This is a genomic window from Phenylobacterium parvum (assembly GCF_003150835.1).
Classification (GTDB): Bacteria; Pseudomonadota; Alphaproteobacteria; order Caulobacterales; family Caulobacteraceae; genus Phenylobacterium; species Phenylobacterium parvum.
This window is the reverse complement of sequence record NZ_CP029479.1, coordinates 1089540-1105427: the sequence shown is the minus strand read 5'-3', so window position 1 is coordinate 1105427 and position 15888 is coordinate 1089540. Positions and strand designations below refer to the sequence as shown.

Annotated in this window: 12 protein-coding genes and 3 tRNA genes; 5 read left to right on the top strand and 10 right to left on the bottom strand. The window is 68.2% G+C overall.

All coding sequences use genetic code 11. The annotated features are described in order from the left end of the window. Positions 1–6: 6 nt before the first annotated feature. Both HYN04_RS05330 and HYN04_RS05325 read right to left on the bottom strand, forming a co-directional pair. A tRNA-Gly gene (locus HYN04_RS05330) sits at positions 7–80 on the bottom strand. A 51-nt stretch (positions 81–131) separates the two neighbouring features. Then, positions 132–217: transfer RNA gene (locus HYN04_RS05325), tRNA-Tyr, on the bottom strand. A 64-nt stretch (positions 218–281) separates the two neighbouring features. Between HYN04_RS05325 and rlmB the strand changes: the two genes are divergently transcribed. Further along, positions 282–1091 (top strand): 23S rRNA (guanosine(2251)-2'-O)-methyltransferase RlmB, encoded by an 810-nt coding sequence (gene rlmB / locus HYN04_RS05320; RefSeq protein WP_110449800.1) that lies wholly within the window; start codon positions 282–284, stop codon positions 1089–1091. Positions 1092–1100: 9 nt separating this feature from the next. On the opposite strand, the gene HYN04_RS05315 is transcribed toward rlmB, so the two are convergent. Both HYN04_RS05315 and HYN04_RS05310 read right to left on the bottom strand, forming a co-directional pair. Continuing rightward, on the bottom strand, positions 1101–2336 hold the full coding sequence (locus HYN04_RS05315) for an acyl-CoA dehydrogenase family protein (protein WP_110449799.1): 1236 nt from the start codon (positions 2334–2336) through the stop codon (positions 1101–1103). 71 nt (positions 2337–2407) lie between these two features. Then, positions 2408–3463: an amidohydrolase family protein gene (locus tag HYN04_RS05310; protein WP_110449798.1), complete on the bottom strand. Its 1056-nt coding sequence runs from the start codon at positions 3461–3463 to the stop codon at positions 2408–2410. 102 nt (positions 3464–3565) lie between these two features. Here HYN04_RS05310 and HYN04_RS05305 point away from each other — a divergent pair, with 102 nt between their 5' ends. Further along, a complete protein-coding gene (locus HYN04_RS05305) occupies positions 3566–4315 on the top strand; it encodes a YjbE family putative metal transport protein (protein ID WP_110449797.1) in 750 nt (249 codons plus the stop codon). Between the two features lies 1 nt (position 4316). Here HYN04_RS05305 and metG read toward each other — a convergent pair whose 3' ends face one another. After that, positions 4317–6092, bottom strand: a complete 1776-nt coding sequence (metG, locus tag HYN04_RS05300; protein ID WP_110449796.1) for a methionine--tRNA ligase — start codon at positions 6090–6092, stop codon at positions 4317–4319. A 101-nt stretch (positions 6093–6193) separates the two neighbouring features. After that, on the bottom strand, positions 6194–6988 hold the full coding sequence (locus HYN04_RS05295; RefSeq protein ID WP_110449795.1) for an enoyl-CoA hydratase: 795 nt from the start codon (positions 6986–6988) through the stop codon (positions 6194–6196). A 123-nt stretch (positions 6989–7111) separates the two neighbouring features. Between HYN04_RS05295 and HYN04_RS05290 the strand changes: the two genes are divergently transcribed. Together HYN04_RS05290 and HYN04_RS05285 are read left to right on the top strand one after the other, a co-directional pair. Then, positions 7112–7187 (top strand) — tRNA-Thr (locus HYN04_RS05290). A 51-nt stretch (positions 7188–7238) separates the two neighbouring features. Further along, positions 7239–7733 (top strand): c-type cytochrome, encoded by a 495-nt coding sequence (locus HYN04_RS05285; protein ID WP_110449794.1) that lies wholly within the window; start codon positions 7239–7241, stop codon positions 7731–7733. A 6-nt stretch (positions 7734–7739) separates the two neighbouring features. Here HYN04_RS05285 and HYN04_RS05280 read toward each other — a convergent pair whose 3' ends face one another. The 4 genes from HYN04_RS05280 to glpK form a co-directional block, all read right to left on the bottom strand. Next, positions 7740–10982 carry an efflux RND transporter permease subunit gene (locus tag HYN04_RS05280; RefSeq protein ID WP_110449793.1) on the bottom strand — a complete coding sequence of 1081 codons (3243 nt, stop codon included), beginning with the start codon at positions 10980–10982 and terminating at the stop codon, positions 7740–7742. Further along, the gene (locus HYN04_RS05275; protein ID WP_162599552.1) at positions 10982–12160 is read right to left on the bottom strand and encodes an efflux RND transporter periplasmic adaptor subunit; all 1179 of its coding nucleotides are present in this window, start codon (positions 12158–12160) and stop codon (positions 10982–10984) included. Before HYN04_RS05275 ends, HYN04_RS05280 begins: the two co-directional genes overlap by 1 nt. Positions 12161–12294: 134 nt before the next feature. Further along, entirely contained in the window at positions 12295–13065 is a 771-nt protein-coding gene (locus HYN04_RS05270; protein ID WP_110449792.1) for a class II aldolase/adducin family protein, read from the bottom strand. Between the two features lie 75 nt (positions 13066–13140). Beyond that, the gene (glpK, locus tag HYN04_RS05265) at positions 13141–14640 is read right to left on the bottom strand and encodes a glycerol kinase GlpK (protein ID WP_110449791.1); all 1500 of its coding nucleotides are present in this window, start codon (positions 14638–14640) and stop codon (positions 13141–13143) included. Between the two features lie 123 nt (positions 14641–14763). On the opposite strand from glpK, the gene HYN04_RS05260 reads away from it, so the two are divergent. Next, positions 14764–15873 (top strand): DUF2336 domain-containing protein, encoded by a 1110-nt coding sequence (locus HYN04_RS05260; RefSeq protein ID WP_241962698.1) that lies wholly within the window; start codon positions 14764–14766, stop codon positions 15871–15873. Positions 15874–15888: the final 15 nt, after the last annotated feature.

Genomic DNA, 15888 nt, shown 5'->3' with positions numbered 1-15888 from the left:
GAGGGTTGGAGCGGGTAGCGGGAATCGAACCCGCATCCTCAGCTTGGAAGGCTGCTGCACTACCATTGTGCTATACCCGCATTGGGCGGCGCTCCTGCGAGCCTCCGGGACTAAGGTTCGGTACCGGTGCGTGGTGGGGGAAGTAGGACTCGAACCTACGAAGGCTTGCGCCAGGGGATTTACAGTCCCCCCCCTTTGCCACTCGGGACATTCCCCCAGCGCGCCGGACATCCTATCAAGGCCCGGAAAAGCCCCGGCCTCAATTTGGAGCGCGTCTTATAGTGGCCTCGCATCCCGAACGCAACGCAGGCCGGAAGCGGCGCGGACCGCCTGTGTCTTCCGGGTCAGGCGGCCCTCCGAAAGCCCGTTTCCAGGCGGTTTCCGGGGACTGGATCTGGGGCGTCCACGCCGTTGAGGCGGCCCTTTCAAATCCGGCGAGGCCGGCCCTGCGCCGACTCGTCGCCACCCCCGATCGCGCCCGTGAGCTCGAACGGCGATTCGGACCTCAGAAGCGACTCGAGACCATGGACGCCGCCGGCCTGGCCCGTCTCCTTCCAGCCGGCGCCGCGCACCAGGGCCTGGCCTTGGAGGGGCCCGAACCTGAGACTGTGGACCTTGAGGATTTCGCGCCGGAGGCAGGCGCCGTCCTTCTCATGCTGGACCAGGTGACCGACGCCGGGAACGTCGGCGCCATCCTGCGATCGGCCGCCGCCTTCGGCGCCCGCGGCGTGATCCTGCAGGAGCGGCGGGCCCCGAGGCTCTCGGGGGCATTGGCCAAGGCTGCGGCTGGCGCCGTCGACATCCTTCCCGTCGCCCGCGAGGTGAACCTCTCCCGGGCGCTGGATCGCCTTTCCGACCTGGGATGGCGGGCCGTGGGGCTGGACGGGGACGCTGAACGCGATCTTTCCGCAGTGCTTGACGGGGGCCCGGTGGTGCTGGTCCTGGGATCAGAGGGCGAAGGCGTGCGCCGTCTGGTGGCCGAACATTGTGACGAAACCGCCCGCATTCCCATGCCGGGCGGTTTCGAGAGCCTCAACGTGTCGGCGGCGGCGGCGGTGGCCCTCTATGAGGCCGCCCGCCCCCGCCGCTGAGCCCGTTCGTCAGAGCAGGTCGCCGCCCGCCGCCGCCGCCGTGGTGCCATCCCGCTCAAAGGCGCGGATCACGTTACGGCCAGTGGTCCACCGGTGCACTTCGTCCGGCCCATCCACCAGACGCTGCGAGCGGATGTGGGTGTACCAGGCCGCCAGCGGCGTATCGCGGCTGTAGCCCAGGGCCCCGTGCAGCTGGATCGCGGTGTCGACCACCTTGTGCACCATGTTCGCCAGGAAGACCTTGGCGATGGAGTTTTCCTGCCTCAGGTCCATGCCCTTCTCGGCCTTGTAGGCGATGTGGAGGAGCATGAGGCGGGCCATGTAGAGCTCGCTGGCGCAGTCGGCGAGCATCCACTGGACCCCCTGCCGCTTGGACAGCTTCTGGCCAAAGGTCTCGCGCGAGGTGACGTGCTTGGCCGCCAGGTCCAGGGCCCGCTGGGCCAGGGCGACATTGTGCATGCCGTGCCGCAGGCGGCCGTAGGCGAGACGGTGCTGGCCCATGTTGAAGCCGTTGCCCTCGCCGCCCAGCAGGTTCTCCGCCGGGACCACCAGGTCCTTGATCTCGATCTCGGAGTGGCCGCCGCCCATGATGTGCGAGAGCGGGCCTTCGGCCGCCATGGTCGGGATGTCGCGCTTGATGATGTAGCCGGGGTTCGGCAACTCGACGATGAAGGTCGAGTAGCGCTGGTGACGGGGTGCATCCGGATCCGTCATGGCCATGACCAGGGCGAGGTCCGCGGCGCTGGCGGCCGACGAGAACCACTTCTCGCCGTTCAGGACGTAGTTGCCCTTGCCGTCCTTCACCGCCCGGGTCTGCATGCCCGTGGCGTCGGCGCCGGCGGCCTTCTCGGTCATGGAGTAGCAGACGCGCTTCTCACCGTTCAGCAGGGGCTTGAGGTACTTTTCCTTCTGGAAGTCTGTCCCGTGCGCCAGCAGGGTCAGCATGGTGGCGTCGTCAGGTCCCTGGCTGTTCATCGACAGGGCGCCCAGGTGGCTTTCGCCCAGCTCCATCTGGACCAGGGCGTTGGCCAGGGGCCCGAGGCCCATGCCGCCGTATTCCTTGGGAATGAAGGGGCTCCAGAGGCCCTGCGAACGGGCTTTGGCCCTCAGTTCGGCCAGCACCACCTTGAAGGACTCGCGGTCCACCAGCCGCTTCTCGGCCGGGATGCATTCCTCGTGCACCCACCGCCGGACCCGCTCACGCATCGCCTTTGCGTCTTCCGGGATTTCAAAATCGATCGCCATGGTTCTCTCCCCTGTCTGTTTTCATCGTGACTTTGGTTGCGGTTGGCGGCTGGGGCAAGGCCCCCTCGCCCTCAGGTCAGGTCAACCCTGTAGATCCTCTGGGCGGTCCCGGAGAACAGGTCCGTCTTCTCGGTAGCGGAGGCGCCGGCCGCGAGGCGCTTGAAGGCGTTCCAGAGGGTCCGGTAGTCGCAGGAACCGAGATCCACCGGGAAATTGCTCTCGAACATGCAGCGGTCCGTCCCGAAGGCCTCGATGCAGGACTCGACATGGGGCCGCCACTCCCGGGCCAGCTGCTCCGATGATGCCGGCGGATCCGAAAGGAATGACGGGAAGGCCGGGAAGGCCATGGCCAGGCCGCCAACCTTGCAAGCGACGTTCGGCAGGGCCGCCAGCGCCTGGATCTTCTTCCGCCAGACGCCAAACCGCTCGTCCCGCCGTCCGACATAATCGCCCAGCCCCAAGGGCGTCCCGACATGGTCCAGGATGATCTGGGTGTCCGGAAAGGCGCGGGCCAGGTCGATCAGGTCGTCGAGTTGGGGCTCCAGCAGCCAGGCGTCAAAGGAGAGGCCCAGGGGCGCAAGCTGGGCGAACCCTTCGCGGAACCTTGCATCCCGGTAGAGACCTGCAGGCCGGCCGGCCAAGGGGCCCAGCACCGCCGAATCCGGATCTGAGGCGGCGGCGTGCCGGATGCCGCGGAACCTGGCGCTCGCGGACATGTGGGCCTCAAGGACCTCCCGGGCTGCGGCCCCAAGGGTCAGGTCCACGTGCCCGACGATGGCCGCACATGCCCGGACGTCGCCATAGATGCCGCTGGCCGACATGGCTGCAACGCCATTGACGAACTCCGTCTCGCCGACGGGCCGGAAGGCTGGCGCCGCACCCCGGCAGTACATGGCCCCGCACTCCATGTAGACCGTCGCCACCACCTTGTGACCGCTGGTCATGTCGGCCAGCAGTTCGTCGAACAGGTAGCGGGGTGAAAGCCGGATCACAGCTTCAAACGGGTGGGACGGCGGGGGAAGATCGGCGCCGCGGGCGCCGGGCCGGTCCCAGAGATGGTGATGCGGATCGATGATCGGCAGGCCGGGCTCGAGGACCGACTCAGGCGGCGTCAGGGCCCGGTTCATCTGGGGCGTCCTCCCGTGTGTTTCCACCACCTTGCCGCCGCCCCTTCATCGCGGCAAGCGCAGCAAGGTTGCCCGCCGCCCCGCAGCGCGCCAAAAGAGGGCATGCTGGATATCGCCCTCCCCTCCGCCGACGCCCTCATCGCCCTTGCGCAGGTCATCATGATCGACCTGGCCCTCGCCGGGGACAACGCCGTCGCCGTTGGGCTCGCAGCGGCCGGCCTGCCTGCCGAGCAGCGGCGCAAGGCCATACTCTACGGCCTGATCGCCGCCGTCGCCCTGCGCCTCGCCCTCGCCGTGGTGACGGTCCAGCTCCTCCAGCTGATCGGCCTGCTCCTCGCCGGGGGGATCCTGCTTCTCTGGGTCTGCTGGAAGATGTGGCGTGAGCTGCGAGAGGGTCATGAAGCCGAAGCTGCGGAAGCTGCAGAAGCCCTCGAAGAGGCCACCGGCGTCGAGTTCGCCGGAGAGCCCGCAGTCCGGGCCCAACCCAAGACCATGCGCCAGGCGATGACGCAGATCCTGCTCGCCGACGTCGCCATGTCCCTCGACAACGTGCTGGCCGTCGCCGGCGCGGCGCGGGAACATGTCTGGGTGCTGGTGGTGGGTCTTCTGCTTTCCATCGCCCTGATGGGCGTGGCCGCCACCTGGATCGCCAGCCTCCTGCAAAGGCACCGCTGGCTGGGCTTTGTCGGCCTCGCCATCGTCTTCTACGTCGCCCTGCACATGATCTGGCAGGGTCACCGCTCGGTCGTCATCGACCTGCAGCAGACCCCCGCCTACAACGCCGCGGCGCCGGACCCCCTGGATATCAGTCCCGAGGAAGAGAAGAGCCGCGAAGCCCTGACCGGCCGCTAGTTCAGGCGGCCTCGGGGCCGCCGAACCGGGCGCGCCAGGCCTCGACCTGCTCGCCCTCGATCTTGCGGAAGAGCACCTCCGGCGCCTTCACCTCCCTCCCGGGGGCGAGAAGGTCGAGGGCCTGGTCCGGGTTTGGCCAACCGGCGGCGGGGGCCTCGCCGACCGCAGCGGCCACGACTTCGCAAGTGAAGGGAATGAAGGGGCGCGAGACCCGGGCGAAGAGCGCCACGAGGTTCAGGCCCATCCGGACGGATACGGCCGCCTGGTCCCGGTCGGTCTTGACCGCTGTCCAGGGCGCCGCCTCGGTCAGGTACTGGTTGCCCAGCACCCACAGTTGCCGAAGGGCCTGGGCGGACTTGCGCATTTCGAGGGCCTCGAGCTGGGCGGTCAGTTCCCCCAGCTTCTCTGCGACATCGGCGCGCAGGCGGGCCTCAAGCGGGCCCTCCTCCCCGCCCTCGGGGACGCAGCCCTCGAACCGGCTTTCCGTGAACCGCAGGATCCGGTTCACGAAGTTGCCGAAGACATCGGCCAGGTCAGCGTTGATCTGCGCCTGGAACTGTTCCCAGAAGAAACTGGCGTCCGAGCCCTCCGGGGCGTTGGCGATGATCCACCAGCGCCAGTAGTCCGGAGGCAGAAGCTCCAGGGCCTGGTCCATGAAGACCCCGCGCTGCTGCGAGGTCGAGAATCGGCCGCCGTAATAGTCCAGCCAGTTGAAGCCCTTCAGCCGGTCGACCAGCTTCCAGGGGGTGTTCGAGGCAGGTGTCCAGGCGCCGTCTGCACCCAGGCGCTCGTTCACCCCGATGAGGGTGCAGGGAAAGCCCACGGTGTGGAACGGTACGTTGTCCTTCCCCATGAACTGGACATAGGTCACGTCCGAAGCCGCCTCGCCCCGCCACCAGCGCTCCCAGTCCCCGCCCGTCGCGTCCGCCCACTCCCGCGTAGCGCCGATGTACTCGATGGGCGCGTCGAACCAGACGTAGAAGACCTTGCCCGCCAGGCCCTCGATGTCCGGTGTGCGTCCCTCGGGGTTCGGACCCCAGTCGGCGGCGTTGACGGGAACGCCCCATTCCAGGTCCCGGGTGATCCCCCTGTCCTGGAGACCCTCGTCCAGCCACTTCAGGGCGATGGAGGTGACCAGCACGGGCCAGGACGCCTTCTTGTCCTCAATCCACGCCCGCAGGCGGTCGGCAAAGAGGCTCTGGCGAAGGAAGAGGTGCTTGGAGGGCCGGATTTCGATGTCTTCCGAACCCGATACGGCCGATCGAGGAGACAGGAGGTCGGCGGGGTCCAGGACCCGGGTGCAGTTCTCGCACTGGTCGCCGCGGGCGGCGGCGTAACCGCAATGCGGGCAGGTTCCGATCACGTAGCGGTCCGGCAGGAAGCGCCGGTCTGCGTTGGAATAGACCTGCTGGGTCACGCGCTCCTCGATGAAGCCGTTCTCCCAGAGCCGCCGCGCCATCGCCTGGGTCATCTCCCGGTTCTGGACGGAGGACGACCTTCCGAAGTGATCCCAGGACAGACCGAACCGCTGGGCGAGATCAGCCTGCACCTCGTGCTGGCGCAGGCAGAAGGTGGCGGCGTCCACGCCGGCCTCCGCAGCAGCGAGTTCGGTGGGCGTGCCGTGTTCGTCGGTGGCGCAGATGTAGAGGGTCTCATGACCCTGGGCGCGCTTGAACCGGGCGAAGACGTCGGCCGGCAGCATGGATCCCGCCAGCGTCCCCAGGTGCTTGATCCCGTTGATGTAGGGCAAGGCCGAGGTGATGAGGATGCGGGTCATGTGAGGCTCGAAATGAGGAGGCTTGGGAGCGGCGACTTACAGGACGCCCGCTCCGCGCGCCATAGGCCCTCGCAATCCGCCCGGCGAATTCCGGGTCCAGCTTAACTGCGGGCGGCCTTCTCCCGGCGTCGGCGCTCGAGGAACCCGGCCATGGCGACGGCGGGCTCGCCGCCAGCGGCGGCCGCCTCGAAGGAATCAATCCCAGCCGCAATGGCCTCCCGGAGAGGCAGGTCCTCCCAGGCCCGGATCAGGGACTTCTGGAGCCGCACCGCGCCCGGCGTGCAGAGGGCGAGATGGGCCAGCCTCGTCTCGACTGCAGCATCCAGGTCTTCCGCGGGGACGACCTGCTCGACCAGTCCCCACGCCAGGGCCTGGCTGGCCGGGATGTCAGCGCCGAACAGGAGGAGCTCCCGGGTCCTTCCCCACCCGATCAGCTGGGGCAGCAGGGCGGCTTCCACCACCGAAGGGATCCCCAGCCGGACTTCGGGCATCCCAAAGACAGCGGCCTCTGCAGCGATGCGATGGTCGCAAGCCGCCGCGACCTCCAGGCCAGCCCCGAAGGTGAAGCCCTGGATTCGCGCCAGGGTCGGAACCGGCAAATCCCTCAGGGCGGCGCAACACCTGTGGACACGGGTGATGAAGGCGCGGGCGGCCGCAGGATCCGCGAAGGCCGCCATTTCGTTTATGTCGGCGCCGCCGATAAAGGCCCGCTCCCCGGCCCCTGTCAGCACAAGGGCGCGGAGGCCAGCATCCCCGGCGAGTTCCTCCAAAAGTCCGGCGAAGGCCTCCATCATGTTGGAGTCCAGGGCGTTCAGGCGGCCCGGACTGTTGAGGGTGACAAAGGCCACGCGACCCATTTCGCGGTCCTGGATGTTCAGAAGGACAGTTTCAGGCATTCGGGACCCCCGTGGCTTGACGCCAGTCTAGGGGTCCGCCGGGCCGGCATCCAGAACCCCGGAGGCGCATCCAGGCCATGCGCACTTGGCACGGGGCGCCGCGCGTGGCATCGGAGCGCCCGGGCCGGCTTAGCTCAGCTGGTAGAGCAGCGGTTTTGTAAACCGAAGGTCACGGGTTCGAGTCCTGTAGCCGGCACCAGAGGATTTTCGCGCCTGGCCCAAGGGGGGCCAGCCAGTTTCGGAGACGCCCATGTCCGCCGCCCGATCCCTTTCCGCCGTCGCCCTGCTGGCCGGCCTGGCCCTCGCCGCCTGCAGCCAACCCGCGCCGGAGGGCGGCGCCGGGTCGGCGCCCACAGCGGAACCGGCCGTCCTGACCGAGGCCCAGAAGACCGCCCTGCTGGCGGAGTTGCCGGAGCCCTACCGCAGCGCCGACCTTGCCAAGGGTGAGGCCCTCTACGCCATGTGCCGATCCTGCCACACCTATGTCCAGGGTGGGACGAACCTGACCGGGCCCAACCTCTGGGGAACCTTTGGCGCCAAGGCCGCCCATGTGGCGGGGTTCAACTATTCCGACGCCCTAAAGGCCTCCGGCCTCACCTGGGATGTCGCCACCATGGACAAGTGGATCGAGAATCCCCGTGGCCTCGTCGAGGGCACCAAGATGTCCTACGTGGGCATGAAGTCGCCTGACGACCGAGCCGCACTGATCGCCTTCCTTAAGGTCAACACCAGCCCCGCGAAATAGGCGGGGCTACTCCGCGGGGGTGGCGGCCTCGCGGGCCTCGAAGGCCTCGATCTTCCGCGCTCTGGCCTGGGGAGACTGGGTGTACCTCGCCAGCAGGCTGTAGAAGACCGGCACGAGGAACACCGTCAGGAGGGTCGAGAAGATCGCCCCGAAGAAGATGACGACCCCGATCGTCCGCCGGGATTCCGCGCCAGCTCCCCCGGCGACGATCAGCGGTATGGCGCCCGCCACCGCCGAGATCGACGTCATCAGGATCGGCCGCAGGCGAAGCACAGAGCTCTCGATCACGGCGTCCCGGACCGTCCGCCCCTCATCACGCAACTGGTTTGCAAACTCGACGATGAGGATCCCGTTCTTGGCGGCTATGCCCACCAGCATGATCAGGCCGATCTGGCTGTAGGTGTTGAGGGTCGACCCGCTGACGAGGAGGCCAAAGAGGCCGCCCACCGCCGCCACGGGTACCGTCAGCATGATCACCAGGGGATGGATCCAGCTCTCGAACTGGGCGGCAAGCACGAGGAAGACCAGGATGAGGGCCAGGCCCAGCGCCCCGTAGACGGCGGTTCCGCCCTCGAGGTAGTCGCGGGCGAGACCGCCCCACTTGACCGTCGTGCCCGGCCGCTTGTCGATTTCCCGCTGGAAGAAGGTCACGGCCTCGCCCACCGTGTAGCCGGGGTTCAGCTGGACCGAGAGGGTGATGGCCCGCAGTCGGTCGACACGGTCGCGGCTGGGGGTGTCGCCGCGGATCTCGGTCGTGACAAGGGCGGAGAGAGGCACCGAGGCCCCTGAGGCCGCCCGGACATAGACGTTTCGCAGGTCCGACTCGTTTATCCGCTTGGAACGGTCAGCCTGCAGGATGACGTCGTACTCCTGGCCTCCCTTGACGTAGGTCGTCGTCTTGCGGGAGCCAAACAGGGTTTCCAGGGCCCGGCCGACCGCCTGGGCCGAGACGCCAAGCTGCGCCGCCTTGTCCCGGTCCAGCTCCACGAGCAGGCGGGGCGACGTCGGTTCATAATCGAGACGAGGACGCGCGAGGCCGGGATTGGTCCGCGCCGCCGCCAGCAGGGGCTGGATCGCGCGCTCGATCTGCGGATACTCGTCACCCACGACGATGACGTTGACGCTGGAGCCGCCGCCACCGCCGCCGCCACGCTGGATGGAGGGACGGACAGAAGCGATGACCCGGGCCGAGGTAATGCCGGAGAACTCGCGGTTGAGCTGGGCGGCGAGGTCCTGCGAAGTGATCTTGTGCTCCCGGGTGTCCGGAAGGCTGGCGTTGCCGCCGCCCGAGCCGAACTGGCTGCGTCCAAATCCAGGCACGCTAAGGGTGTAGCGCTCGATGACCCCGTCCTTCAGGAGACCTAGGAGGCGTGACTCCACGGCCTGCGAGGCGGGCAGGATGTAGTCGTATCCGGCGCCCTCGGGGCCCTGGATCGAGATGTCCACACGCCCCCGGTCCTCGGTGGGGACCAATTCCTTGGGGATGACGAGGGCGAGGCCTCCGGCGATCAGACCGAAGACAACGATCAGCAATCCCGCTCCAACCGAAGCGAAGGCAAGCCGGCCTGGCGCCAGGAGGGCTTCGAGCGAGGCCTGGTAGGACGTCCGGAGGGAGCCCATCCCGGCGTTGAAGGCCCTCATGAAGGGCCCGCCGGTCCCCGACCGCCGCAGCAGGAGCGACGAGAGCATGGGGGAAAGGCTGAGGGCAAGGAGCGAGGAAAAGACCACCGCCGCCGCGACCGAGACGGCCAGCTCGACGAACAGCCGGCCGGTGAAGCCTGGCATGAACATCAGGGGCGCGAAGACCGAGACCAGCACCACGGTGGTCGCGACCACGGCGAAGAAGACCTGGCGGGCTCCCCTCTGTGCGGCCACGAGGGGATCCTCGCCCTCGTCAATGCGCCGCTGGATATTCTCGACCACGACGATGGCGTCGTCCACGACCAGGCCGATGGCCAGCACCAGGGCGAGGAGGGTGAGGAGGTTCACCGAGAAGCCCAGCGCCGCCAGGACAATGAAGGTGGCGAGGATGCAGATCGGCGCGACCACCGAGGGAACGACGGCCGCCCTCCAGGAGCCGAGGAAGATCAGGTTGACCACCGCCACGAGGACAAGGGCCATGCCCATGGTGACCCAGACTTCCTGCAGGGCGTGGCGGGTGAAGGTGGTGAAATCGACGGCCACCTCCATCTTCGTCCCGGACGGAAGGCTACGGTTGATATCGGCGATCTGCTCGCGGATGCCCTCCGAGATCTCCAGTTCATTGGCCTGGGACTGACGCGTGATGGCGAGGCCGACCTGGTCGACATTGTTCGAACGGAAGAGACGCCGGCGCTCGTCCGGGCCCTCCTCGATGCGAGCGATATCGCCCAGCCGCAGGACATAGGCGTTGGGGTTGGCGGCGCTCGCTGCAGCCGACAGGGGCGACGCCGCCGCCCCGGCGGCGCTGGCGGACGAGCCGAGCGCGCCCTGCTGGCCGGCCACGGTGGTGGAAGCGCGGTTGGCGCCCGAGGCCGTCACCGGCAACTGGGCGAAGTCCTTGGGCGTTGCATAGCCCCGGGCCACGCGAATGGTGAAGTCCTTCGTGGGCGCTTCCAGCGAACCCGCAGGCAGTTCCAGGTTCTGGGCTCGAAGCGCGGACTCCACGTCGTCGACGGTGACGCCGCGGGCCGCCATCGCGAGGGGATCGAGCCAGATCCGCATGGCGTAGACCTGCGCGCCGCCCACCCCGACCTGGGCCACCCCTGGCACGGTGGAGAGCCGCTCGACGAGGTATCGGTTGGCGTAATCCGTCAGCTGCAGCCGGTTCAGCGTCGTCGACGTGAGGCTGATGAACATGATCGGCGAGTCATCCGCGTTCGCCTTGGCGATCTGCGGCGGGTCGGCCTGGTCGGGAAGGAGCGGCGTGACGCGGCTCACCGCGTCGCGCACGTCGTTCGCCGCGGCGTCGAGGTTCCGGTCGAGGGTGAAGGAGATGGAAATCCGGCTCCCCCCGTCGCGGGAGGAAGAACTGACCCGGTCGATCCCCTGGATGCCGGAGACCTGGCGTTCGATGACCTGGGTGATCCGCTCCTCGACCACCTCGGCGGAAGCCCCCCGGTAGGTGGTGGACACGCTGACCGTCGGCGGATCCACGCTGGGCAGTTCCCGAACGGGAAGGGCCAGATAGCTTGCGATGCCGATCACGCAGAGGAGGATGGCCCCGACGGCCGCAAAAATCGGTCGCCGGACCGAGATGTCGGAGAGCATCATCCGGCCCTGCGCGGGGCGGCGCCTCCCCCCTGGCCGCCTGCGGTGGGCGGCGCCCCCGCGGGACGGACGGTCTGCCCGGACTGGATGCGGTTGAGGCCGTCAGCGACGACCCGGTCGGCCGGCGTCACGCCTTCGAGGATTTCGACCCAACCATCCTGCCGGAGGCCGGCGACCACCGGCTTCTGCTGGACGCTCATCCGGCCGGCTTCCTCGACCACGACGAAGACCGAGGCGCCCTCGCCCTGGACCGCTACGGCGGATTCCGGCAGGGCCAGGGCCGTGCGGACGCCCTGGCTGACGCCGACCCGCAGCATCATGCCGGGCTTGAGCTTGCCTTCAGGGCTGGCGAACTCCGATCGCGCTGTCAGGGCCCGGGTGCGCTCGTCGATCCGGGTGTCCAGGCGAATGATCCGACCCTCGAAGCGCGCGCCCGGCCAGGCGTCCACCGTCGCGGTCAGGGCCTGGCCTTCCTTCACGGCGGAAAGGAACCGGTCAGGCACCTGGAAGTCCACCCGGACCGCGGACAGGTCGTCCAGGGTCACGATGGCGGCGCCGGGGTTGATGATGGCGCCGGGGGCGATGTCCGAGAGCCCGACTACGCCTGAGAAGGGTGCGCGGATGACCCGGTCGCCCAGCCGGGCCTCGGCGGCGCCGACGTCGGCCCGGGCGCTCTTCCAGGCGGCGTCATACTGGTCCACCGCCGCGACGGAGGCGTAGCCCTGCTCGCCCAGTGTGCGCCAGCGTTCATAGGCCCGACGGGCCTGGACCTCGCGGGCGCGGGCCTGGGCCAGGGCGGCGTCCTGCTCGGTGGTCTTGAGTTCGACAAGGACCTGCCCCTTGGCCACGCGCTGGCCAGGGGTGAACAGGACCCGGCTGACAAGCTGGGTGGTCGCCGCCGACAGGGTCACGGACTGACGGCCCTTGGCGACGCCAAGGAGCTCGAGACGCTCGGTGAAGGTCCGGTTGCCCGGGCTGACGAGGGAAACCTGCGGCACCTCGCCACGCGGGCCGCCCGGCCCTCCCCTGCCCTTGCCAGGCTTGCCGCCCGCGGCCGCGGCCTGGGGTGAACCGCTTGCGTCTCCCTTGCCGCCGGAGAAGAGCTTCAGTCCCCCGGCCACCAGCATGAGCAGTACGACGCCGACCGCGAGGGCGAGAAAGAAGTGCCGCCTGAGCACGTGCGCATAAACTCCGGGGCCCCGACGAATCCTAGGGCGTCAGCGAGAAATGAGAGCGCTTCCTAGGCGCGGGTTTCCGCTGCGTCCACCCCGGAGGAGTCCGCAGGCGGGGGAAACCGGCGCCCCGGCTCTGATCAGGCGTCGTAGCCCGGCATTTCCCGGTCGAGCTTGCGCAGGCACCCCGGCCAACCCAGCTTCCCGCCAATGCCGCGTTCAACCTGCCGGCGCACCTCGTCCTGTGCAGCCTCCGGCGCAATCAGGACGTTCTCGCGGCCGCAGGAAAGCGCCATGACCTGCTGCTTGCAGGCGCGCTCGAGGAAGAACATCCCGTTCCAGCACTCCGCCGCGCTTTCGCCCAGGGCCAGTGTGCCGTGGTTGCGAAGCAGCATCAGGCTCTTGTCGCCAAGGTCCGCGACCAGCCGCTCGCGCTCGTCGAGGTTGAGGGCGATGCCCTCATAGTCGTGGTAGGCGAGGTGCGGCAGGCAGATCAGCGAATGCTGGGTAAGGGGCAGGAGGCCCTCCTTCTGGGAGGAAACCGCCGCGCCCTGGTCCGAGTGCAGGTGCATGACGAAATGAGCGTCCTCGCGGTTCATGTGAACCGCGGAGTGGATGGTGAAACCCGCCGGATTGATGAAATAGGGCGTCTCCTGGAGGATGTTGCCCTCGACATCGATGCGCACCAGGGACGAGGCCGTGATCTCGTCGAACAGCATACCGTACGGGTTGATCAGGAAATGGTGCTCTGGCCCGGGAATGCGGGCCGAGATGTGGGTGTAGATCATGTCGTCCCACCCGTGCAGGGCGGCGAGCCGATAGAGGGCCGCGAGATCGACGCGGGCCTGCCACTCCTCTTCGCTTACCTTGCCCTTCAGCGAGACAATGCCCGCAAGCGAACCATCAGCCATGGCGACCTCCCTCAGAACACTTCTGGCTGAAGGGTCGCCCCGACGCTCCCAAAGGTCAAGGGCGGGGGGCGGAGCCTAGGCGTCGGAACGGATGCGGGAGACTGCGCGTAGCCAGCCGGCATAGGCCTGGTCGGCCGCCTCCGAGTCACCCTGGGGCGAGAGCCGGGTGGTCTGGGGGCGGGCGGACGCCGCATCGGCGGGGGTTGCAAAGATCCCGCAGCCCAGACCGGCGAAGAGGGCTGCGCCAAGGGCGGTGGTTTCCTCGTAGGCGGCGCGGCCTACCGGGGTCCGGGTCCGGTCCGCAAGCTTCTGGCAGAACCAGGCCGAACGCGACATGCCCCCGTCGACACGGAGCTCGGCGTCAGGCCCAAAGGCTGCAGGCGCATCCAGCCTCATGGCCTCGATCAAGTCGCGGGTCTGGAAGGCGGCCGCTTCAAAAGCGGCGTCGGCGATCTCGGGAATGCCTGTGTCTCGGGTCATGCCGAGGAGGCCTGCGCGGGCTTCAGGGTCCCACCAGGGGGCCCCCAGGCCTGTGAAGGCGGGAACCAGGGTCACGCCATGGCCAGGGCGCGCGCGTCGGGCCAGGGCCTCGACTTCGGCGCCGCCCCCGGGGACCTGCAGGCCCTCGTTCACCCACTGCAGGGCTGCGCCAGCGACAAAGATCGAACCTTCAAGGGCATAGGTGGCCTTTCCATCAAGACGGGCCGCCACCGTCGTCAGGAGGCGCGCGGAGGACCGCGCCGCGGTTTCGCCCGTGTTCAGCAGCAGGAAGCACCCGGTTCCGTAGGTCGCCTTCATCTCGCCGGGGCGAATGCAACCCTGTCCCATCAGGGCCGCCTGCTGGTCGCCAGCGACCCCCCGTATAGCGATCGCCCCGCCCAGGAACTCCGGCAGGGTTCTCCCGTAGTCGTCTGCGCAGTTGAGAACCCGCGGCAGGAGCCCGCGGGGGACGCGGAACAGGTCCAGGAGTTCATCGGACCAGTCCTGGGCATGGATGTCGAAGAGTAGCGTCCGGGAAGCGTTGGTGGCGTCAGTGGCGTGGACCGCCCCGCCCGTAAGCTTCCAGATCACCCAGCAGTCCATGGTGCCGGCAAGAAGTTCACCCGCCTCCGCCCGGGCCCGCAGGCCCGGCTGGCTATCGAGGATCCAGGCCAGCTTGGTGCCCGAGAAGTAGGGATCCAGCAGAAGGCCAGTGAGCGCCGTCACCCGGGGCTCCACGCCCTTCGCCCGCAGCGCCTCGCAGGCCGGCGCCGTCCGGCGGTCCTGCCAGACCAGGGCGCGCCCGACAGGCTCTCCGGTCTTGCGGTCCCACACCACAATGGTCTCGCGCTGGTTCGTCACCCCGATGGCCGCCACCTCGGAGGCGCGGCGCCCCGCCATCTCCAGTACGCCCCTCAGCACCTTGACCGCGGCTGCGTAAATCTCCGAGGCGTCATGCTCCACCTCACCGTCCCCGGGATAGTACTGCTGGAGCGGCTCGGAGAGGCTGGCGACCTCAATCCCGGCGGTGTCGAACAGGATGGCCCGGGTGGAGGTCGTGCCCTGGTCAAGGCTCAGGATGAAGGTGGACGACATGACATGCCTCAACATTCCGTTCCGCTTGTTCTATAGGTATTCATCCGGCGATCGCGCTGGCGGAGGAATGTGGGCGCATCGCCAGCGTTCCCTGTCAAACAGGCCACCTGCGGAGAGTTCTTGTTGAGCGACAGGGTGGACGAGATCATGTCCCTCGCCAAGAGCCGCGACGTCGCGGATCGCGAGCGGCTGCTCATCCGCCTGGTGGATCTTTGCGACGGCAATTCCCAAGAGTTGCGCTCCCCCCGGGTCCAGGCCCTTCTGTCCCAGGTCTTCTTCGACCTCGTCTTCCAGGCCGAGTTCGACATCCGGCTGCGGCTGGCCGACAAGATCGCCTCTGCAGACTGGGCGCCGTCGGCCCTGATCAACATCCTGTCCTTCGACGACATCGAGATCGCCCGGCCGATCATCGCCCGCAGCCCCATCCTGAAGGACCCGGACCTCATCCGGATCCTCGTCGAGGCGACTCTGGAACACCAGGTCGAGGTCGCCCGCCGACCCGAGATCGGGCCTCAGGTAGTCGAGGCCATCCTCAAGGCCGGAAAGCCCGAGGTGATGACCGCCCTGGTCGAGAATGAGACGGCGCGGGTTTCCCGGGACCACCTCTTTGATCTGGTCAACAAGGCGCAGGAGGTGGCTTCCCTCCACTCTCCGCTTACCCAGCATCCCGGCCTGAACGACGAACTCGCCGGGTATCTATACGCCTGGGTGGGCGAGACCCTCCGCAAGTCCCTGGCCGGAAGGTTTGACCTTGATACCCCCGCCTTGGACCGCGCCCTCAGCCTCTCGGTCAGCGAAGCGAAGTCGGGCAAGGCGCAGGGCGGCCGTCTCCAGACCATGGCCCCGACCGAGACCGACGAAGAGCGCAGCGACCGCCAACTCGTCGCCAAGCTCGACATGTCCGGACAGCTCAGGCCTGGCTTCCTGGTAAAGGCCCTGAAAGACCGCCGCCTGTCCCTGTTCGTCGCCGGACTGGCCACCTTGGGTCGATTTGAAGCGCGCGACGTCCGCAAGGCCCTGGACAGCGGCCGGCCTGAAATCCTGGCCCTCGCCTGTGCGGCTGTTGGCGTGGACCGGACGGTTTTCCCAAGCCTGCTCGCTCAGGTGCGCAACCTGAACCATGGCCTTCCTGGCGGAGGAACGGATGGCGATCGTCGCGCCATGAACGCGTTTGTGAAGGTCAATCCCAGCGCTGCAGCCTCCGCGTTCCGCCGGGCGATCGCGGAAATCTGAGGGCCCGTCGTGACC